Below are 19,465 nucleotides of genomic sequence, written 5' to 3'. Positions count from 1 at the left end.
ATCAAAGGAACCCTGATAAGCACTGCTTTACAATCACTTTTGAGAAATATCAGTTAGCTTTATTAACACTCAACTTTAGCGTAGACCATTCCTTCAGTTTCAAAGGCGGTTTCTTCTTCATTCCGAAGGAATCAAATATCTTACCTGGTAACTTACCCCCGAAACAGTGAACGTTAGATCCATGCTCAAGGGACAAGACGCCAATCATACATAGCAGCCCCCAATTTTTCATGATCCGTGCAGCGACGACAAACGATCCGGGACCATGTTCTTCACGTGGCATAACATCAAATTCGATTTCATAATCTTCCCAGGTCTCATCCCCAATTATCAGTAACTGAGGCATACGTGGCCCAATTTCGTCTTTCACCGTAGCTTCCATCTCTCCATCAAGGGTTTCCCAGGAACCGGGCGCGATTTTAACATCAAACGCGTTAAGTTCTCGCCAGTCCTCCAAGTTTTCATCGTCAAAAGTTTCCACAAATGTCCCTGCCCAAGCGGGAAAAGCAAAAAGAAAAAGAATCCATCCAGCAGTAGTTGAGTTCATGACAACACTCCTTTCAGCAGAGCTGCTCAAATATCTGTTACTTTTTCTGTTTCAGAAATTCAATGTTTACTGATAATGTCCCGCAGCGCGTTCAAAACTTTGGTTAAATATTCGAGTGCGATTGGCACCCATCCACGTTCACACAGGCACCCGTTACAAGACTCGCCCGTTCCGATGAGAGGAAAACGACGACATTCGCAACCTCTTCCGGTTTTCCAAATCTACCGAGGGGCATATCGCTTTTCACAAAAACCTCCATCGCTTCTGGATCGGCTGCGATCCGGCGCGCCCAACCGCCACCGGGAAAGAGTATGGAACCTGGGGCAACGCTATTCACGCGGATATTGTCGGGTGCGAGCTCTTTCGCCAACGATTTTGTCATGCTAATTTCGGCGGCTTTCGCGGCATTATACGTAATGTGTCCACCGCCTTCTCTGCCGTAGATGGAGGTAATCATCAGAATTGCGCCACCGCCTTGTTTTTTCATTTCAGGGATGACGCGTCGGTTCACGCGTGCCGCAGAAACCAGATTCAGATCGAGGATCTCGTGCCATTCGGTATCCGAAATATCTTCCAACGGGGTCCATCGACTCCCACCGACGTTGTTCACAACGACATCAATCCTGCCGTAAGTCTCCACCGTTTCCGATATAAACGCCTCAACTTGACCTGTATCTGTGACATCCGTGCGTTTAGCAAAGACGTGCGCGCCTTTTGCGGTGAGTTCGGCTGTTACGCTTTGGAGTGTATCTTCAGTCCTGCCACAGATGCTCAGACGTGCGCCCTCATCGGCGAACCCGTGTGCAATTGCCTGTCCGATCCCACGACTTGCCCCTGTTACAACGACGACTTTGTCTTTTAATCCTAAGTTCATTAGAGTCCCTTGTTTTTTGTCCGTAATATATTGACTTGAAAGCGACCTTTCATGAGGTACATTGTTTTCATTATAGTTGAGTCCTTTTGGAATGTCAACGGGATAGTTTTCAGTGGTAGGGCAGGATTGGGAAATATCGCGCACAAACTAAAAGTTTATGCTACAGAGCAGTCCTTCTCATGATAGTGCGTCAAAAACTTTACACACCCCTTGACAATATAAAAAGATTGTGGTAAAATATATTACATCAAGTGTATTAGAAAGATTCTGCCTGAACTGAAAGATAGGAAAAGAATTTATGGCGTACTATATCACTGAGGAGTGTATCGGATGCATGGCATGTTTAACCAATTGTCCCGTTGACGCAATCACGGGGGATAGGAACATGTTGCACATCATCGATCCAAACATTTGTATTGACTGCAGCGCGTGTGGGATGGTCTGCCCTGTTGAAGCAATCCGAGACCAGTTCGGCGAAGTGTGTAAATTCATCCGTCGTCCGACGCACCGTCCCATCGCTGTAATCTACGAAGAGCTCTGTTCGGGGTGCGATTTCTGCGTCCATATCTGTCCATGGGATTGCCTTGAACTCAAGGACCCGGAGACAGGGGAACATGCTGAAAGCTTCTTCGGTATCTGTGAATTGGTTAAACCGAAGGATTGTGTCGGCTGCAAGTTGTGCGAAGAGGTCTGTATCAAGGACGCTATCCGTATCGAATCACCCGTGCTTGTGGAACTTGCGGAAGCTGCAGACTAATTTTTTAACGATTATGTCTGGGCGGGGAAAATGGCGAATACACACCTTTATAAACCGAACCTCGTTATCGTCATCTCCGGACCGTCTGGATCAGGGAAAAGCACCGTCATCGATGCCCTTTGTGAAGCCGACCCAACATTAAAACTATCCGTTTCCGCAACAACACGCAACCCACGTCGTGGCGAAGTAGATGGTGTCGATTATCATTTCCTATCGAAAGCAGAATTTGAAGAACACATCCAACAGGGGAGCTTCTTAGAGTGGGCGGAATACGGAGACAATCTCTACGGCACGCTCAAGTCTGAAATCGTCGCAGCACGCGAAGCCGGGAAAGACGCTGTTTTAGAGATTGAGGTAAAAGGTTCCCTGCAAATTCGATCGCAAGCGCAAGACCTTGCTCCTGCAAGAAATGTCCTCATCTTTATCATACCGTCCTCTTTCGCTATCTTAGAGAAACGCCTCCGCCGCAGACAAACAGAATCTGAGAAGGAATTGGAACAACGTTTGGACATCGCGAAGTCCGAAGTCCTTCAAATTCAACACTACGACTACTGGGTTAGCAACCCCCAAGGAAAAATCCAGCGAGCCGTTGCCCAGATTCAGGCTATCATTACCGCCGAACGCTCCCGTATTGATGATGAATTGATAGAGATAATTAATCCGTTATTCGGTGTTAACAGTGTGGATTAAATCCAGTCGAAATTAACCGAGAACCCGATTTTGACAACGGAAAAATCGGAGCAGAAACCCAATAGTAAAAAAAATGGAATTCAGAGATCGGACTATCATCTTAGGTGTCACAGGTGGTATCGCCATCCATAAATCGCTTGATGTCGCGAGCCAACTCGTCAAAAGCGGTGCTTCCGTTCACGTCGTGATGACAGAGAACGCCACCCGTCTTGTCCAACCTCTACAATTCCAAGTTATCTCGCGGAATCCGGTACTCTTGGACCTATTTGACACAGGTACAGATTGGAAACCGCCGCATATTGATCTCGCCGACCGCGCCGATTTACTCATGATTGTCCCCGCAACGGCGAATATTATCGGTAAACTCGCAAACGGCATCGCTGACGATGCCCTCTCCACCGTCGCCGTGTCCGTTCACTGTCCAGTCCTCCTTGCGCCTGCAATGAACGGACACATGTATCAGAATCCGTTCGTCCAACGCAACATTGACACCCTGAAAACACACGGTTACCATTTCATTGAACCCGCAAGCGGTGATTTGGCATGCGGTTATGAAGGTGTTGGACGTTTGAACACTGTAGAGGCAATCTTGGAAGGCATAAGCGGTATTTTGAAGCGTCGCGATTCGGAGATTGCCCCTACAGTGAGACCACAGGATTTACAAGGTAAACGTGTCCTCGTCACAGCAGGGGCGACGCGCGAGTATATTGATCCCGTCCGATTTATTACAAACCGTTCCAGCGGTAAGATGGGGTACGCCATCGCTGAAGCAGCAGCACACCGCGGCGCGGAAGTCCGACTCATCAGCGGAGCTGCTACGCTTCCTCCACCGACCCACATCAAAACGCAACATGTCGAAACAACAATTCAGATGTACAATGAAGTGCTGCAAGCATTCGATGAAACAGACATTGTCATTATGGCGGCTGCGCCTGCTGATTATCGCCCACGCGAATTCACACCCCATAAAATCAAAAAGACCACCGATCCGCTAACACTTCCGCTTGAAAGGAATCCAGACATAGCGGAGGCACTTGGTAAACAGAAGACACATCAAATCCTCGTCTGTTTTGCTGCAGAAACGGATGATCTTCTCGAGAATGCTAAAAAGAAGTTGATTCGTAAGAATTGCGATCTCATCGTTGCGAACGATATTCTTGCGGAAGGGGCTGGATTCCAATCCGATACGAACATCGTCACCCTGCTGGATCGAAATGGGACCTGTGAACAACTGCCACGTGCCCCCAAACGCGACATAGCGGATGAGATTCTGACTAAGGTCGTTGCTATACAAAATAGTCGAAAATAAAGATGAATTCACAACAGATCCGTGATTTCTTTGCCTTCAATCACGCCCGCCCCAAAAAGCAATTAGGACAAAATTTTCTCGTTAACCCAGAGGTTCTCAATATTATTCTTGAAGCCGGAGAAGTCACAGATTGTGATACCGTCATAGAGATCGGTGCCGGATTAGGGTATCTCACTGATGCCTTGGCGCGACGTGCCAAACGCGTCGTTGCTGTGGAAGTGGACGAGTTATTATACAATGCCTTAACGGCACAATTCGCAATAGATTCACACGTCCAACCCCTCAATATAGATGTCCTCAAACTAGAACTTAACGCACTACTCGAATCCGAGAATACATCACACATCTACAAAGTCATCGCGAATCTGCCTTACAGTATCACAACACCGATCTTGTGGAAACTTCTCGCGCATCAGAAACAGATTCATAGCTGCGTCCTAATGATGCAGAAGGAGGTTGCGGAAAGGATTGTTGCTGGACCGGGAGGAAAGGACTACGGTGCATTGACGATTGGTATCACTTATCACGCCGAACCGACGCTAATAGCCACACTGTCGCCAGAGAACTTTTACCCATCGCCAAAGGTAGACTCTGCTCTCTTAAAACTGACGATGCGCGAAAGTCCAAAGGTTAGCGTTGAAGATGAAGTATTGTTTTTTAAAATAGTGCGAACAGCGTTCAGGACGCGTCGGAAGATGTTAAAAAATGCTTTAATCAGGGGTAGATTCGCTTCAGCAGAGAGACTGGCAGCTGCGTTTGAGGAAACTGGTATAGCCCCAGAACGGCGCGCTGAAACATTGGACATCACGGAATACGCAGCCCTCACCAATTTTTTCTCTCAGAATCATTAGCAATTCGCGAATCGCGGTTCGCTAATGGCATCACAAACGGATGTCTATTTCCAGAAGCTGCCAATACACAATCTTCCAATCTCGTCCTTCACGGCGGAACTCAAATTTAGAACCGGCTTTAATTTCTCTCAAGTCTTCTTCTTCCCCTTTTCTGGCGTTCACATCAAGCCGAAGGGTTACTGCCGCTTTTCTGGCATGCGTCACATCCATCTCCATATCCTTGAACAGGAATTCAAGAAAGGTGTACTCATCAAAGAGCTGAGTTATCGCGGGATTGACATCTGCGTAATTTTCAGGGATAATGCCTGATGCCACACCGAAGAGGGTCGCGTCATCGTCCGCAGCGACATAGGTTTCTGAAAAGAGTCTCTCAACCGCTTCAATATTTTCTACGTCCACAGACTCAAGGAGATCCGAAAAATTTTCAAAAAATTCCTGTATTTCCAGCACTGGGTCCTTTAAGGGTGTTAACGGGATATTTATAACTAAACGTTGTTGGTTGAGCGCAAAGGGCTGACCATGATATTCGTAATCTGGATCCCTTACAATCAGGTTATAGGTATCGCCGTAAAGAACATCTTGAAAAGAATAAACCCCATCTACACCGGTTTCAACCTCTCGACCCATTAGGATCACCATTGACCCAGGAATAGGATTTCCTGTCCCAGCGTCAGTGACGGTTCCAGAGATTGTGCCGTATTGAAGCACTACCGGTTCTTCAGGTGCCGGTTCAGGTTCGAGCGGATCTTCTGCTTCATTGCATGCGAAGACGGATATTAACAGTAAAAGAAACAAGATAGTATTTTTGGGTGTCATCGTCTTTTTATGATCCTTTTTTGTACTTTTTCTAATCTTCTTACCTACAATCAATTGAAAAATTTACCAAGTGTTTGTTGACTCGGTGGTTTTGTGAACAGAGAAACGACTATTAGTACACAAGATGAAACAACAATCAGAATCGCAACGGGCATAATCCCGGTCCCACCGACAGTATACCCAGGGGTCTGCCAATTTCGGAGAAAGAAATAGAGCCACAAAAAAATAACACTTATGATTGCAGCGAACGCGCCGTGCTTTGTGCTACGTCGCCAGAAGAGTGCCGCGACGACAATCGGAAAAAGCCCGGAAAATCCGGTAAACGACCAAACAGCGAGCCTGAAAATGCTCGGTGTCGCAACAAGCGATATAAGATAGGTGATGCAGAGTACACCCATTACGAACAACCGTCCGACCCACACCCGCTGGTTCTCCGAAAACGCCTCTCCACGATAATGTTCAACAATATCGTGTGTAAACATACTCCCAACAGCAAGCGACTGCGAATCCAGTGAGGACATAATTGCGGCGAAAACGCCTGCCCCTAAAAACCCAGCTAAGATTCCAGGTGCGTGTATACCAATCATCTGAATTAGCACGTTGTTTGCCTGCGAACCTTGTAAATCCGGAACATCAACATTCCCTAATATGCCGAGTAGCACACTCGGGATCCAAACAATAGCAATACACACAGGATACAAGATAATCGCATAGCGGAACGTTCCAACCTCCTTCGCTGTCAGGAAATGTGAAAAGATATGCGGAAACATACCTACACACAGCGGCATACAGATATAAGTCAAGAGTTCCAAGGGTTTAATATGTTCTGCTTGCATGAGCAAACCTGCGTCCACTTTAGAAATAGCACTTGAAAACCCGCCCATCCGATTCACAATGATAAAGAAGGTAATGCCGCCGAGGACCATGAAAACAAGCGTTTGAAAAGTGTTCACCCAAGCAGTGCCTCGCATGCCGCTGTAGGTAACATAACTGAGGACAACAAGACTAATGAGTAAGCCACCGACCCACTGCGGAATTTTACCATCTGTCAGTGTCGCTAACGTTCCACCACCCCCCATGACTCCGATAAGCAGATAGGGAATAAGCAGTAACACAAGCACGATGAAAAGCAGGAGTCCTAAGCCTCCAGATTCCCACCTGTCCCGGAAGTACTGCGCCTGTGTCACATAGCCAAACCGCTTTCCCAGTCGCCAGAGACGCGTCCCAATAAAGAGGAATACACACGGAGCGACTATTGCGGTAGACGAAGCCATCAGTGCAAAAACGCCGATCCCCCTGTGATAGGCTTCACCCGATGCCCCGAGGATCGAGAACGCCGTCATATTCGTGCCGAAAAGGGTCATCAACAGGACAAACCAATTGATTGTCCGACTCGCGACAAAGTAGTCTTCCCCCGTATTGCGAAAAAGTTTATGGCTCAGCGCACCGAGAACAAGTACCACAAGAAGGTAAATAAAGATAACAGCAATGCTCATCGCTCGCTCCAATCTCCATTACCTTTGACGAAGATAGCCATGAGCAGGGTTACCACGAGGCAGAACCCGATATGATACAGCAGCCCAATTGGCAGTCCTAAAACGAGTTGCGGCGTTTTCCAGAACCAGAAATCGTTATGAAGAAAAAATAATAAGGCAATCAAGCAGTAAAACAACCATTTAGTTCGATGTTTCATGGCGTATCTCCTTCCTCTGCCAATTATAGTAGAAAACAGCAGCACTTGCAACAACTACTATGCCGTGAATCCAAGCGAATTGGATACTTATAGGTGCAAAAAAGAGAATTGCTGCGGCGATAAATAGTATACCACGCCCGGATAGTGACAATCTACTAAACAGGTAGCCAGCGATGGCTGCTGCAAGGATAACCGTCCCTACGAACGTTAGAGAAAACGTCCCTAAAACTGTCCACACTTCTGGAGCCCCACCGTCGGGATGTAGCCAGAGCAGTGCCGGTCGCAGCACGAAGGCATAAGGCAAGGCAAAACCGACAAGGGCAAACCTAAACGCTGTGAACGCGGTTGCCATTACTCCAGAACCGGCGATTGCAGACGCAGCATACGCCGCCAAGGCAACCGGCGGGGTCACCATCGACATCATCCCGAAATAGAAGATAAAAAAGTGCGCCGCAAGTGGAACAACCCCTAAATCCAGAAGTACAGGCCCCACTAAAATAGCCATCAGCAAATAACAGACCGATGAAGGCAACCCCATGCCGAGAATAATTGTCGAAATCATCAGAAAGAAGAGTGCCAACATCAGATTCGTCGCTGCAAGGGGTAAGAGTGTTGACGGCAACTTGCCACCGATGCCGGTTAACGTCACCACGCCTAAAATGATACCGACACACGCAGCGGCAGCAATCAACGACACACCACTCTGTGCTGCTCGCTTACAAGGCGAAACCAAAAAGTCTACTGCCTTCGGTAAATCCGAGATTCCGATACGAGTCTGCGCTGTAGAATCTCGTTTAGCGATCCTCTGTCCCAAGAAATTCAGCAGACTTATAGCAACGACGACCAGCAAACTCCAGCTCACTGCGCGAAACGCCGTGGCACCCATCAATAGGAACCCAATCAGCGTAACGAAAGCAGCAAGGAAAATGCCACCTTGCACGGTCACAATCTTTCGGCGTTCTGTCTCTTGCTCGCCGCTATTTACCTCGTCCGGTTCGGAGCCCCAAGCCTCTTCCACAGTGTGTCTGCTATTCTTTGCAGCGAAGTGTACCATACACAGCATTCCTGTATAGTAGAGGATTGCCGGTAGCAGCGCTGCCTTGATAATCTCTAAATAGGTAACAGCAGGTTCCACGATTTCCAGCATCATATACGCCGCTGCACCCATGATAGGTGGGACCAATGCGCCACCGGAACTCGCCGCGGCTTCAATCCCCCCTGCCATTGCCGGTTGAAATCCAGAGCGCGTCATCAATGGAATTGTAAACGTGCCGGTCGTTGCTGTATTCGCGACAGCGGAACCCGATAGCGAACCCATCATACCGCTACTCAGCACGGCGACCTTCGCAGGTGCTCCCACGCTCGAACCGAACATCCGCCTCGCCAAATTCAGCACATAACCGGTCGCGCCTGTCCGCTCCAGCAATGTGCCAAACAACACAAAGAGGAACACATACGTAAACATCACCCGAAGCGCGATGCCAAACGCGCCTTGACTGTGTAAAAACGTCTGACTGATGATACGTTGAACAGAATACCCACGATGTGGGAACAGCCAATCCGGCATAAACTGCCCAAAACCGGCATAGAGCAGAAATGTGAGAGAGAGTAGCGGAAGCGTCATACCGATAGAACGGCGCGTGGCTTCTAAGATTAAGACGAGCCCGACTCCACCGATGATGTAATCCAGTTGCAACTCCGCGCCTGCCCGTTCACCGAGCGGTTTACTATCTAACCAGAACCCCTGAAAAACCGGCTCTGTCTGAATCACAACGTAGCCGAAGCAGACAATTATGCCTCCAATCAGCACGACATCAAGCAGTCGGAAAACGCGGCGGTTAGCAAACCGCTGATGAATGGGGTAATTTAAAAATACCACTATCAACCCAAACATCGCGAAGAGTGCCAACTCGGTTTGTGGTGCGAGCTGCGGATAGTTGACCTCGGCTAAGATAAAGAGGCATAGCAGCACAGAAACTGTCAGAAAGATTTTACCTTTCAAATTTTTTCCAATAGATTGAGTGAGTCTGTTTTTTGGCAGGTACTCACTCTATCTCCTGCAAACACGGTGCGGTTAGATGAAGTTTAAGAAAATATTTCGGTAATTTGGCGAGGTTAGGAAACCTCGCTAGCGGGGATGACACCTGCCTCGTGCGGATAAGAAATTACCGACATTAACAAATTAATCTTCATGAAACCGCACCTAACGGGTTTAGGTACCCCACGATTCAAGTCCGAGGAGTTTTTCCCCTAAAGGTGTTAACTCGGCTGTTTTTCCGTGGTAATGCTCCTTCTCTTTCGTCTCTCTGCCAAGACCTGTCAACCGTTCGCGCCACCCTTTAATCCTGGATTCAGCGTTGCCGTTCGCGGGTGCGGGGGACATCGTGATGTATTGTGCCATCCGAGGACGGAGAGCAGAGTTTGGACTACTTCCGTGTGGTAGCGCGCTGTGCCAGATCACAAGATCCCCGGCTTTCCCCGCAATTGGAAACGCCTCGGGTTGGAATTCTTCCCGTACGACCTCCCGTGGGTTGGCATCGTCAGGTAGGTCGTTCAACCATCCCTCCAATTTTCGGTGGAATCCCGGGATACAGGTAAATGCCCCCTGATTGCCGGGTGTATCCGCCAGATACAAAACGCCTTGCACCTTTAAAGTCACGGGCATATTGTCGAGCGACATATCCCAATGTAGATAGGGACCCGGGAACTTGTAATCTGAACGTTCAGGCGGATTCATGCTTGCGCGATCAAAACTCACCCAAAGTTTCTCCGTTCCCCAAATCTCCGAGAATGCCTGATGTACGCGAGGGTATTGACGATTGTTCCACAACGCTTGGTGCTGATAAATTTCTACCATGATACCCCGTCGCGGTGGGTCGGGATACCAACTGTTGGGGTCGTCGCGATCCATCTCAAGAAAATCCCAGACGGCTTGTTCGGCAGCGCGGCAGTTCTCAAGTGGCACTGCCTCTGGTACCACAACATAGCCGTGTTCTTCCCAAAATTCTAAGGCTTCTGCGTCAAAAACTGGCATGAGTTTCTCCTTACCCATCTGCTGAGTTTCAAACTGTTCTACGAACAGAGAAACGGTTGATTGCCTGAAAATTAATGTGGTGTTAAGAGCATACCATAAAACATTCAGAGAATCAATTTTTTTTACTTACACACAGAATTGTTTGCAGTGGTAAAGATGTATAAATTCGGAAGCGTTTGTTGGGAAGGACCGGCGAGGTTAGGAAACCCCGCCTATCGAAGAGAATTGAATGATCCAATTGGCATACATAAGATCAAGAACTAACGACATATCTCACACGGATGCAATACAAACTATTTGGTCGAAATAGTGATCTGCGTATGAGTGCCTACCTTTTCTTTCTTAACCTCAATGCCTAAACTTTGGAGGTACTCTATATCCTCAGGTTTTATTCTCTTTAAAGCATCAACCCCGCCTTTTGATTGCTGCCACTTATAATAATCAATCGTTTTGCGGGTTGATTCAGACGGAAATAAATAGTGTTGTGCTTTTAACCCAATGATCTTTTCTTCAAGAGTTAAAGGAATGTTATTTGCAAACTTTCGCTCGTACTCCATAACCGTATGAACTTGTGGAATATCTCCAAACTTTTCAAGAAGTTGATTATATTCAGCGGAGTAGAGTTCATCAGGATCCATTGTTTCTGGATCACCTATCCAGGTGCCGCGCTTTTTTGCTTGATCTTCTTTAAGAAGATTCCCCCAGGGATCGGTTATAGGCAAGTGTTCATGCGGGTGTTCAACATCGGTACGCCAATCGTAATCGCTTATTCCTTTCTCACGGACAACGCTTCCTTCCTGCTCCAGATCGGATCCTTCCGTTTTTGACGAAGTTGTAGTTTTTTGTATGTTTGGCATCGTAGTTTCTTCTAAATTTTGATGCACTGGCCTATTGTTAATCGGTTGTTCTACAAGAACAGGCGGTTGTGGGAGGTTGTTAACAAAATTTCGCTTGTCAATCTCTATATAGAGGTAAAATGACCCGAGCAGCGCAAAAAAGATGGCGAGGGAAATAATTTTTTTCATCTGGGATTTCCTCAAATTGGAAGATGACCTGCCTGATCAAAAACAAAAGGATCAAAGCAGGTCTTGTTTAATTCTATTTTAACGGAACGCAGAACTAAGAATCACAATCGCTGCAACTGGTGTAGACATTTTGTGTTCTCGACTCGCGCCGATAAATGAGATCAACAGTATGCTGTTCATCATCTACCGGATGGTCGTACTGAGCACTTTGCACCGTATAACTACGAGAACCACAATATGTACGCGGATAACCTATGAGATAACATTTCTCATATATTTCTGTGATAACTACGGCACTTGGGAGTGCTTGAGCGTTCGGAATGAATGGTGTAAATGTCATGAATCCCACAGACATGACACAAATAATAGCAATCGTCTGGCACAAAGACATCCTCATTGCTTTTCTCCTTTTGTGAAGGTGCTATTTTTATGGTAGTAATGATGAAGCGTTAAAAAACTCGCTGAACAGCATTACATCACCCATAAATCTTAGGACTTACGCAATTTTGACCGTAGCGTGCTTTGTAAGATAGAAATTCCTGAAAAACAGAGGCATTTTGGAGGCACAACCTAACAGGTTTGCGGCGTACTCGACCAGATGCGACGTGCATCATGCTACAAAAGAGCATTCTGCGTAAGTCCTGAATCTTTTAAAATCATATTAAAGTTTGGGCAATTTCGGTCAGATTTAAAATTGTCCAAACTTTAGTAGAGTCATAACAGAAAAAGGGAAAAAAAATCAAGCAAAAAATTTAGGTAAATTTTCGTTAAATTTGGCACATACGGCTATGGAATTTGTAAAAGTTGTTCAAAACTTAGCACACTTAAGTAATATCCCAAATTTTGTTGCTATCAATTTGGGTTTGTGCTAAAGTATGAACACTTTCAAGCGGACACAATTTCGCGAATATTGAGACAAAGGAGAAAGTCCCAATGCTTAAAGCAGGATTTATCGGTGCAGGGGGACGTAGCCAAGGCGCGCATTATCCAAATGTCAATCGCCTTGAGGATGATGTTGAAATGCTCGCTGCGTGCGAATTAGATGAGGAAAAACTCGCACAAGTCGCACAGAAATATGAGTTCCCACACACTTTCACTGATCACAGGAAAATGTTAGACACACAAGACTTAGACATCGTTTACTGTGTGATGAACGAAAAGTGGATTTTACAACCCGCCTTGGATTGCCTCAACGCGGGCAAGCATCTGTTTATTGAGAAACCTCCGGGTGCGAATAGTGACGAAACACAGCAATTGCTCGAAGCAGCAGTTGCCAACGACGTTTACTGTATGGTGGGATTCCAGCGGAGATATGCCGCTGTTACACGCGAGGCGATGCGGCGCGTTGGAGAAAAGGGACCTGTTACATTAGCCATCACTACCTTTAACAAGCAGATGATCGGGCAAAATCGAGAATTTACAACTACCCTTTGGAACGATGTCTGCCATGTCGTCGATCTGCTCCGATATATGGCAGGTGGTGAGCCGGTGGAAGTCACGGCGCATCGCGATACGTTTGCTGCAGAACAGCGTAACTTCTACACCGCCTTTGTCCGTTTTGATAACAATGTCACAGGTGTCCTCTTCGGGAGTCGTGCGTCGGGTGGTCGCGTGCTGCGCTCCGAATTGCACGGTGTCGGCATCGGTTGTTACATGAAAATCCCCGAAGAAATCGAAATTTACGAGGACAACGACAGAAGTGTTATGGGAGGTTGGGAAGTCGACGGTGTAGATCAGCGCGACTCAGCGAGTTATGAAGGCGTGCTAACGATGCATCGCCACTTCGTCGATTGTGTTCGCAACCGGCAAGTTCCGCTCACAGACCTCCGTGATGTTATTCACTCTATCCGCTTCGTTGACCAGATAGAAGGTCCCCTACCAGATTAACTTCTTCGCGCATTTCGACAAACACCATAAATTGGAGATCCACGCTATGCTTGACGAAAGACATCTACAACACCAACTGACTGACGAACAACGCAGTGCTATAAATGAAGATGGGTATTTTATCGTTGAAAATGCCCTTCCGTCAGACCTCGTTGAACGGCTTGAAACGCGGGTGGACAACATCTATCAAACACACCTTGATGCTGGCTACGATCCACACACCAAAAACCAACTGACGGCGCATAACAATTTCTTCTATCCGAATTTCCTCGGTACAGATCAGGTTTTCGTGAATATTTTGGATTGGTATAAGACGTTCCCGAAGGTCTGGGGTATTTTGGGCTGGAACATCTATTCCTATCACAGCCATTTTATTATAACACCGCCACGTCGGGAGGAAGTTCGTGGTAAACCAACGCCGCTCGGCTGGCATCAGGATAGTGGACGTGTTAACATCGAGATGGAAAGCTCACCGCGGCCGCGTCTCTCTGTCAAAGTCGTCTACTGGTTGTCGGACTGCTCAGAGCCTGGACGCGGAAACTTTTATATCATCCCCGGCAGCCACTTATGGGATAAACTTGAGGACCGTCCGACAGATGGTTCACTTCCTGAGGGAGCAATAGCGGTCTGTTGTAAACCGGGGGATGCGGTCTTCTTCGATCGGCGGCTGTGGCATGCCCGCAGTGAAAACGACTCAGACATCACTCGCAAGGGGCTCTTTTACGGATATGGCTATCGATGGATACGGAGCAAAGATAATATGACCATTCCGGAGGAGATGTTCGAGCGCAACGACCCAATTCGACAGCAGCTGCTCGGTGGCGGGACGAATGCAAACGGGCATTTTTCACCCAAGGATGCAGATGTGCCTTTGAAGGTATGGCTTGAAGAAAAAGGGGTTCTTTCAGACTGACAAAAAATTCGTGGAGGTATAATGTAATGTTTCTAATGCGGTTAAATGTAAGTATCTGGGCTGCTATCCTCATGACAGCCCTTATAATTTCAGCAGCTTCAGGGGAGGAAGCAGTGACAACTCCAGATATGCTAAAAGTGGGGATGATTGCCCCAGATTTTACACTAAAAGATGAAGAAGGTGTTGAGCGGAATCTCAGCGATTACTTAGGTCAAAAAAATATCGTTCTCGCCTTTTATCCAAAAGATTTTACAGGTGGCTGAACAGCCGAACTCAACTCGCTCCGGGACAGTTTGAGCGAGATAGAAGCAACTGATAGCGTTCTTTTCGGTGTGAGCGTTGACTCCGTCGAATCACACAAGCGGTTCCGCACAGAGCAAAAATTCGGATTTTCTCTGCTGGCGGATACCGAATTTAAGGTGAGTACACAGTACAGCGGGATTATTGAACGCTTCAACGCATCACAACGGACAACTTTTATCATTGATAAAGCTGGGTATATCCGCGCTATTGACAGAGAAGTCAACGTCAAAACACACGGTGAAGATGTTGCTGCCCAACTTAAAGAGGTGCTGCCGAAGATAGAGGTCGGACAAACCGCTCCCGATTTTATTGCTACTGACGGTAACGGTGAAACGCACCAATTGAGTGAATTTCGTGGAAAACAGAATGTCGTCTTGGCGTTTTATCCACGCGATTTTGGAACTGGCTGAACGGCAGAAGTCTGCTCACTCCGTGATGAGTCGAGTAATTTTGCCAAATACGATGCTCAGGTCTTTGGAATCACTACGAATGATGCCGATTCCCACCAGAAATTCTCCGAAGAAAATCAGCTGAACTTCCCGCTTCTGGTAGATACCGGTCGCAATCTTTCGCTCCTATACGGCGCAACAAATGCCCTTGAAGGTAGGATTGGGAGATTAACTGTTATCATTGACACAGAGGGGAAGATCTTGGAAATTGATAACGCGGTCAATCCCAGTACACATGGACCAGATTTAGTCAATTTCTTCAAAACGTTGGAAACATCGAACTAATTAATGACCCGTAGGACTTTACCAACAATCCCCGCACGGTTAGCATGGTGCGTCTCTGTCGTCTTTAGCCCTTTTTTGGTACCCATTGCGACAGCCATTGGCGTTGTCGAAAAACATGCAGCACCTGAAGACCTATTCCGGTGGTTGGGGATCGTAGTGCTATTTGTGACCGTGCTACCGGCACTGTCAATAGCAGTCATGGTTCGATTTTCCAAAGTAAGCGACTTACATCTGAAAAACAGAGAAGAACGGTTCCTGCCTTTGTGCTGTACGCTCGTCAGTATGATTGTGGGAACTTTTCTATTGCACCAGCTGGGTGCGGCGCGTGAAATTGTTTGGGCGGGAGTCGCTTATATCATAAACAGTGTTGTTTTTTTCGCAATTACGTTAACGTGGAAAATTAGTTTTCATAGCAGCGTTGCTACGGGATGTATCACGGTACTTGTGATGCTTGTTAACCCACAATTTGGCTGGTTATTTCTGTTGATTCCGTTGATTGCCTGGGCAAGGGTTTACCGAAAACGGCATACGCTCCTGCAAACCGTTGTCGGCGCAGTGATAGCCATTGGCAATACGTCTCTTGTTTTACACTTAGCGAAACTTGGGGGCAGTGGTTAGCGACAGCCAATCATGACAGCCGCTTTAGGGGCGGCAAATTATCCCAATCACACTCTAAGCAGAAATACCCCTCTCTCCCAAGACGACGCACGCGTCCATTACATTCTGGACAGTTCACGATGCGAGGCAGCCCTGCCTCCTCGTTAGCAGTTGGAAACATAAGCAACTGTTCTAACGGTAGTGCTTGCTCCGTTTCCCTCGCGAGTTCAAGTTGGACGTTCTCCATTATATCTCGGGTATCAAGTTTAAAGGGTGAAGGTGAATTCTGAGTGAGATTGATAAAATCGCTCCGGTAAACCCGAATGGTATTGTCTTCCCGGACCTGCCTGATAAAAAGCGTATATTTATCCGGTGCCACCAAATAAGCCGCAGTATCCAAAACGTATCTGCGGGGTTTGATTGCTATTTCGTAACCCCGATAGTTTAGGGTAGAATGGCTCGCGTCGGGTTGTATCTGGCAGATCTCAAAAAGTTCGTGAGAGCGGGAGGCGGAAAGGATTAAAGCATACCGGCGGCACGGATATCGCTCGAGGTGCTCAAAGGGCAGAAAATTTTGTGGTTCCGCACTATCTCGGAGGAATGTAACAAAGGTCGCATAAGCATTCTCGGTGGCTTCCTGCAAGATTAACTGGCTCAATCTTTGTCGCCGTGATGAGGATGCCATATCCGCAGGTTCAAATTCCCGAGAATAAAACTCGAGCTGGACATCAACATCAATAGGCTGATTTTCAACATTGATACGCTGCAGACGTTCCACCGGTTGGTCTGCAATCTTTAGGACAAAAGGTAACATAGCAACCTATCACACTCCTTAAACGTAGGATGTAACAAGTTTAACACACATTTCGATTTTTGTCCAATCAATTAGAATGGACTCCGGTAGCGTAGATTTAAATTGTATCTTTTTGCTCGTTATGCTATACTAATTTAATCCTAAATAATCAGAAAGGACACAAACCATGTCAGGACATTCTAAGTGGTCTACAATTAAACATAAGAAAGCAGCGAACGATTCCAGACGCGGTAAACTCTTCTCAAAATTGATTAAAGAAGTTACTGCGGCGGCACGTATCGGCGGTGGTGATGTGGACATGAATCCACGGCTTCGCACCGCAATTGCGGCTGCAAAATCAAGTAACGTTCCCAGCGATAACATTGAGAAGGCGGTTCTTCGTGGCACCGGTGAACTCGAAGGTGCTACCTACGAAGAAATCACTTATGAGAGTTACGGACCCGGTGGTGTCGCAATGATGATAGAGGTCTTAACCGATAACCGCAATCGCGCCGTCGCAGCGGTCCGACATGCCCTCACCAAACACGAAGGCAGAATCGGGGAACGTGGATGTGTTGCTTGGGTTTTCGACAGACGTGGGTTAATTGTCGTGACACCCGACAGTATTGACGAAGAAGAGCTTTTTATGATTGCGGTCGAAGCGGGTGCAGAAGATGTCACGGCTTCGGAGACTGGCATTGAAATCCTGACCCCATTTGAGATGTTTGATAGCGTCTTAACGGCAGTTCAGGAAACTTTGGCGAATGTTCAACTCGCTGAAATTAGCATGATTCCGCAGAACACGGTGAAACTTGAAGGAAAAGAAGCGGAGCGGATGTTACGGCTCATGGATGCCCTCGATGATCTTGATGATGTCCAGAAAGTTTACGCCAACTTCGATATCCCCGATAACCTTTTGGAAGCAGCTGCTTAGAAATAAGGACCGTCAGCATGATTTCTTATATCAAAGGGATTCTTGCCCATAAAGACACAAAACAGGTTACCGTAGATGTAAATGGTGTCGGGTATGCCGTTGATGTTCCACCGAGAACCCAAACAGACTTACCTCCAATAGGCGACCCGGTTACTTTCTATACCTATTATCACCAAACCCGTGATAATAAGATTACGCTCTACGGATTCATTTCAAGGGACGTGTTAAAAGTCTTTGAATTGGCATTGACGGTCTCGGGTGTAGGACCAGCACTTGCCCAAAATATTGCCGAGAGGTTATCACCGGCACAATTCCAACGCGCCATCCATCGTGGAGACATCGCCACGCTGACGCGAGTTCCGCGTTTAGGTAACGAACTCGCTCCCGTTATAATTTCCAAACTTAAAAAGAACATCATGAAAATGAAATTTGAAGGCGACGTTAACCGTGAACACGCTGTAGCTCTGGATGCAGAGGTGATCGAAATGCTTGTCAACCTCGGTGCCCCAGAACACCAAGCGGAAAAAGCCGTGGAAAAGGCGCAAAAAATTCTGGGCCCCGCTGCGAAACGAGAAAACTTAGTGCAACACGCACTCCGCTATATCCAAAATTAAGCTTCTTCAGAAATGCGAGGTGCCGCGAACTACACCAAACACGCAACACACATCTCAAATTAGGATAAAACAATGGATAATGCCGAAATATTGATGCAAGATTTAGCAAGTGAAGAAGAGGATGCCTTTGGATACAGTCTCCGCCCGGAATGGTTGAACGAATTTATCGGACAAGAGCGAGCCAAAGAACAACTCCGTATCCATATTGAAGCCGCTAAAAAACGTGGTGATGCGTTAGAACACGTCCTCCTTGTCAGTCCACCGGGCCTCGGCAAGACGACGCTTGCGAAAATTATTGCTAACGAGATGCAGAGTGGCTTTAAACAGGCGATCGGTCCCGTTATGGAACGGCTCGACCTTGCATCAACTTTGACGAACCTTGATAAAGGCGATATTTTGTTTATTGATGAAATCCATCGCATGAAAGGGTACGTGCAAGAATCACTCTACCCAGCAATGGAAGACTATCAACTGGATTTAGCCATTGGACAAGGGCCCGCATCAGATGTGGTACAAGTTTCTATCGCCCATTTCACACTCGTTGGTGCAACAACACGTGAAGGTTTGCTCGCTGGACCTTTCCGCGATCGCTTTGGCATCCGCATCCATCTCGATTACTACGAAGCAGAAGACCTTCAACAATCTATCCGCATCAATAGTGGGAAACTTGACATTAACATCGACGAAAACGCCGAATATACATTAGCGCGGCGTTCACGTGGCACAATGCGAATTGCCAATAAGTTGCTCGCAAACGTCAGAGATTATGCGCAAGTCAAAGGTAACGGCGTGCTCTCACATGAGATTGCGGAGGAGGCACTCGAATTCTTCGGGATTGATGAACGTGGATTAGACGCACAAGACTACGCCTATTTTCAAACGCTTATTGAGAAATTCAACGGACGTGCTGGGCTTAAAGCACTCGCTGTCGCGCTTAGTGAGGATGAACGGACTATCTCGGAGGTTTACGAACCCTACTACATCAAAGAGGGATTCCTGATGCTGACACCGGGCGGACGGGTCGCAACCGATGCTGCTCATGAATACTTTGACTATCCTGTTAATTCCCAAATATCACTATTTCATTAGTTGCA

General features: G+C 47.1%; 21 protein-coding genes and 1 pseudogene. 12 read left to right on the top strand and 10 right to left on the bottom strand.

All coding sequences use genetic code 11. The annotated features are described in order from the left end of the window. Positions 1–49: 49 nt before the first annotated feature. Both OXN25_01200 and OXN25_01195 read right to left on the bottom strand, forming a co-directional pair. A complete protein-coding gene (locus OXN25_01200; GenBank protein ID MDE0423462.1) occupies positions 50–547 on the bottom strand; it encodes a hypothetical protein in 498 nt (165 codons plus the stop codon). A gap of 103 nt (positions 548–650) precedes the next feature. Beyond that, complete coding sequence (locus OXN25_01195) at positions 651–1,421, bottom strand: SDR family NAD(P)-dependent oxidoreductase (protein MDE0423461.1); 771 nt, start codon at positions 1,419–1,421, stop codon at positions 651–653. A gap of 298 nt (positions 1,422–1,719) precedes the next feature. On the opposite strand from OXN25_01195, the gene OXN25_01190 reads away from it, so the two are divergent. From OXN25_01190 to rsmA, 4 genes are all read left to right on the top strand, one after another. Beyond that, entirely contained in the window at positions 1,720–2,178 is a 459-nt protein-coding gene (locus tag OXN25_01190; protein MDE0423460.1) for a 4Fe-4S binding protein, read from the top strand. A 30-nt stretch (positions 2,179–2,208) separates the two neighbouring features. After that, the gene (gmk, locus tag OXN25_01185) at positions 2,209–2,868 is read left to right on the top strand and encodes a guanylate kinase (protein MDE0423459.1); all 660 of its coding nucleotides are present in this window, start codon (positions 2,209–2,211) and stop codon (positions 2,866–2,868) included. A 73-nt stretch (positions 2,869–2,941) separates the two neighbouring features. After that, entirely contained in the window at positions 2,942–4,177 is a 1,236-nt protein-coding gene (coaBC, locus tag OXN25_01180; GenBank protein MDE0423458.1) for a bifunctional phosphopantothenoylcysteine decarboxylase/phosphopantothenate--cysteine ligase CoaBC, read from the top strand. A 2-nt stretch (positions 4,178–4,179) separates the two neighbouring features. After that, the gene (rsmA, locus tag OXN25_01175; protein MDE0423457.1) at positions 4,180–5,028 is read left to right on the top strand and encodes a 16S rRNA (adenine(1518)-N(6)/adenine(1519)-N(6))-dimethyltransferase RsmA; all 849 of its coding nucleotides are present in this window, start codon (positions 4,180–4,182) and stop codon (positions 5,026–5,028) included. A gap of 30 nt (positions 5,029–5,058) precedes the next feature. On the opposite strand, the gene OXN25_01170 is transcribed toward rsmA, so the two are convergent. From OXN25_01170 to OXN25_01140, 7 genes are all read right to left on the bottom strand, one after another. After that, the gene (locus tag OXN25_01170) at positions 5,059–5,844 is read right to left on the bottom strand and encodes a carboxypeptidase-like regulatory domain-containing protein (protein ID MDE0423456.1); all 786 of its coding nucleotides are present in this window, start codon (positions 5,842–5,844) and stop codon (positions 5,059–5,061) included. 50 nt (positions 5,845–5,894) lie between these two features. Beyond that, the gene (locus OXN25_01165) at positions 5,895–7,340 is read right to left on the bottom strand and encodes a sodium:solute symporter family protein (GenBank protein MDE0423455.1); all 1,446 of its coding nucleotides are present in this window, start codon (positions 7,338–7,340) and stop codon (positions 5,895–5,897) included. Beyond that, positions 7,337–7,537, bottom strand: a complete 201-nt coding sequence (locus tag OXN25_01160) for a hypothetical protein (protein ID MDE0423454.1) — start codon at positions 7,535–7,537, stop codon at positions 7,337–7,339. The genes OXN25_01165 and OXN25_01160 overlap by 4 nt, the downstream gene beginning before the upstream one ends. Beyond that, positions 7,521–9,539 (bottom strand): TRAP transporter fused permease subunit, encoded by a 2,019-nt coding sequence (locus tag OXN25_01155; GenBank protein ID MDE0423453.1) that lies wholly within the window; start codon positions 9,537–9,539, stop codon positions 7,521–7,523. Before OXN25_01155 ends, OXN25_01160 begins: the two co-directional genes overlap by 17 nt. A 210-nt stretch (positions 9,540–9,749) precedes the next feature. Beyond that, positions 9,750–10,571: a phytanoyl-CoA dioxygenase family protein gene (locus tag OXN25_01150; GenBank protein ID MDE0423452.1), complete on the bottom strand. Its 822-nt coding sequence runs from the start codon at positions 10,569–10,571 to the stop codon at positions 9,750–9,752. 293 nt (positions 10,572–10,864) lie between these two features. Next, entirely contained in the window at positions 10,865–11,596 is a 732-nt protein-coding gene (locus tag OXN25_01145; GenBank protein MDE0423451.1) for a hypothetical protein, read from the bottom strand. 94 nt (positions 11,597–11,690) lie between these two features. Further along, positions 11,691–11,993: a hypothetical protein gene (locus OXN25_01140; GenBank protein MDE0423450.1), complete on the bottom strand. Its 303-nt coding sequence runs from the start codon at positions 11,991–11,993 to the stop codon at positions 11,691–11,693. A 536-nt stretch (positions 11,994–12,529) separates the two neighbouring features. On the opposite strand from OXN25_01140, the gene OXN25_01135 reads away from it, so the two are divergent. The 5 genes and pseudogenes from OXN25_01135 to OXN25_01115 all read left to right on the top strand — a co-directional run bounded on the left by OXN25_01135 (position 12,530) and on the right by OXN25_01115 (position 16,051). Then, positions 12,530–13,483: a Gfo/Idh/MocA family oxidoreductase gene (locus OXN25_01135; protein MDE0423449.1), complete on the top strand. Its 954-nt coding sequence runs from the start codon at positions 12,530–12,532 to the stop codon at positions 13,481–13,483. A gap of 46 nt (positions 13,484–13,529) precedes the next feature. Next, positions 13,530–14,396 carry a phytanoyl-CoA dioxygenase family protein gene (locus OXN25_01130; protein MDE0423448.1) on the top strand — a complete coding sequence of 289 codons (867 nt, stop codon included), beginning with the start codon at positions 13,530–13,532 and terminating at the stop codon, positions 14,394–14,396. A 143-nt stretch (positions 14,397–14,539) separates the two neighbouring features. Further along, positions 14,540–14,893 (top strand): annotated as a pseudogene (locus OXN25_01125) (peroxiredoxin). Between the two features lie 72 nt (positions 14,894–14,965). Next, complete coding sequence (locus tag OXN25_01120; GenBank protein ID MDE0423447.1) at positions 14,966–15,433, top strand: peroxiredoxin; 468 nt, start codon at positions 14,966–14,968, stop codon at positions 15,431–15,433. 3 nt (positions 15,434–15,436) lie between these two features. After that, entirely contained in the window at positions 15,437–16,051 is a 615-nt protein-coding gene (locus OXN25_01115; GenBank protein MDE0423446.1) for a phosphatase PAP2 family protein, read from the top strand. Positions 16,052–16,061: 10 nt separating this feature from the next. Here the strand turns inward: OXN25_01115 and OXN25_01110 are convergent, their stop codons facing one another. Next, entirely contained in the window at positions 16,062–16,844 is a 783-nt protein-coding gene (locus OXN25_01110; protein ID MDE0423445.1) for a hypothetical protein, read from the bottom strand. 166 nt (positions 16,845–17,010) lie between these two features. Between OXN25_01110 and OXN25_01105 the strand changes: the two genes are divergently transcribed. From OXN25_01105 to ruvB, 3 genes are all read left to right on the top strand, one after another. Then, positions 17,011–17,757: a YebC/PmpR family DNA-binding transcriptional regulator gene (locus OXN25_01105; GenBank protein ID MDE0423444.1), complete on the top strand. Its 747-nt coding sequence runs from the start codon at positions 17,011–17,013 to the stop codon at positions 17,755–17,757. A 17-nt stretch (positions 17,758–17,774) separates the two neighbouring features. Beyond that, the gene (locus tag OXN25_01100) at positions 17,775–18,371 is read left to right on the top strand and encodes a Holliday junction ATP-dependent DNA helicase RuvA (GenBank protein ID MDE0423443.1); all 597 of its coding nucleotides are present in this window, start codon (positions 17,775–17,777) and stop codon (positions 18,369–18,371) included. A gap of 72 nt (positions 18,372–18,443) precedes the next feature. After that, positions 18,444–19,460 carry a Holliday junction branch migration DNA helicase RuvB gene (gene ruvB, locus OXN25_01095; GenBank protein ID MDE0423442.1) on the top strand — a complete coding sequence of 339 codons (1,017 nt, stop codon included), beginning with the start codon at positions 18,444–18,446 and terminating at the stop codon, positions 19,458–19,460. The last annotated feature ends 5 nt before the right edge of the window (positions 19,461–19,465 follow it).

Source organism: Candidatus Poribacteria bacterium, from assembly GCA_028820845.1.
In the GTDB taxonomy this organism is placed as follows: Bacteria; Poribacteria; WGA-4E; order WGA-4E; family WGA-3G; genus WGA-3G.
Note: the sequence above shows the minus strand (reverse complement) of the source record. Positions and strands in the feature narration are given on the sequence as shown.

Coding starts and splice junctions, on each gene's coding strand:
- OXN25_01115 (MDE0423446.1), top strand. CDS start 15,437: ATGACCCGTAGGACTTTACCAACAATCCCCGCACGGTTAGCATGGTGC.
- OXN25_01200 (MDE0423462.1), bottom strand. CDS start 547: ATGAACTCAACTACTGCTGGATGGATTCTTTTTCTTTTTGCTTTTCCC.
- OXN25_01195 (MDE0423461.1), bottom strand. CDS start 1,421: ATGAACTTAGGATTAAAAGACAAAGTCGTCGTTGTAACAGGGGCAAGT.
- OXN25_01165 (MDE0423455.1), bottom strand. CDS start 7,340: ATGAGCATTGCTGTTATCTTTATTTACCTTCTTGTGGTACTTGTTCTC.
- OXN25_01110 (MDE0423445.1), bottom strand. CDS start 16,844: ATGTTACCTTTTGTCCTAAAGATTGCAGACCAACCGGTGGAACGTCTG.
- OXN25_01170 (MDE0423456.1), bottom strand. CDS start 5,844: ATGACACCCAAAAATACTATCTTGTTTCTTTTACTGTTAATATCCGTC.
- coaBC (MDE0423458.1), top strand. CDS start 2,942: ATGGAATTCAGAGATCGGACTATCATCTTAGGTGTCACAGGTGGTATC.
- OXN25_01160 (MDE0423454.1), bottom strand. CDS start 7,537: ATGAAACATCGAACTAAATGGTTGTTTTACTGCTTGATTGCCTTATTA.
- OXN25_01135 (MDE0423449.1), top strand. CDS start 12,530: ATGCTTAAAGCAGGATTTATCGGTGCAGGGGGACGTAGCCAAGGCGCG.
- OXN25_01100 (MDE0423443.1), top strand. CDS start 17,775: ATGATTTCTTATATCAAAGGGATTCTTGCCCATAAAGACACAAAACAG.
- OXN25_01140 (MDE0423450.1), bottom strand. CDS start 11,993: ATGAGGATGTCTTTGTGCCAGACGATTGCTATTATTTGTGTCATGTCT.
- OXN25_01105 (MDE0423444.1), top strand. CDS start 17,011: ATGTCAGGACATTCTAAGTGGTCTACAATTAAACATAAGAAAGCAGCG.
- OXN25_01145 (MDE0423451.1), bottom strand. CDS start 11,596: ATGAAAAAAATTATTTCCCTCGCCATCTTTTTTGCGCTGCTCGGGTCA.
- rsmA (MDE0423457.1), top strand. CDS start 4,180: ATGAATTCACAACAGATCCGTGATTTCTTTGCCTTCAATCACGCCCGC.
- ruvB (MDE0423442.1), top strand. CDS start 18,444: ATGGATAATGCCGAAATATTGATGCAAGATTTAGCAAGTGAAGAAGAG.
- OXN25_01150 (MDE0423452.1), bottom strand. CDS start 10,571: ATGCCAGTTTTTGACGCAGAAGCCTTAGAATTTTGGGAAGAACACGGC.
- OXN25_01190 (MDE0423460.1), top strand. CDS start 1,720: ATGGCGTACTATATCACTGAGGAGTGTATCGGATGCATGGCATGTTTA.
- gmk (MDE0423459.1), top strand. CDS start 2,209: ATGGCGAATACACACCTTTATAAACCGAACCTCGTTATCGTCATCTCC.
- OXN25_01130 (MDE0423448.1), top strand. CDS start 13,530: ATGCTTGACGAAAGACATCTACAACACCAACTGACTGACGAACAACGC.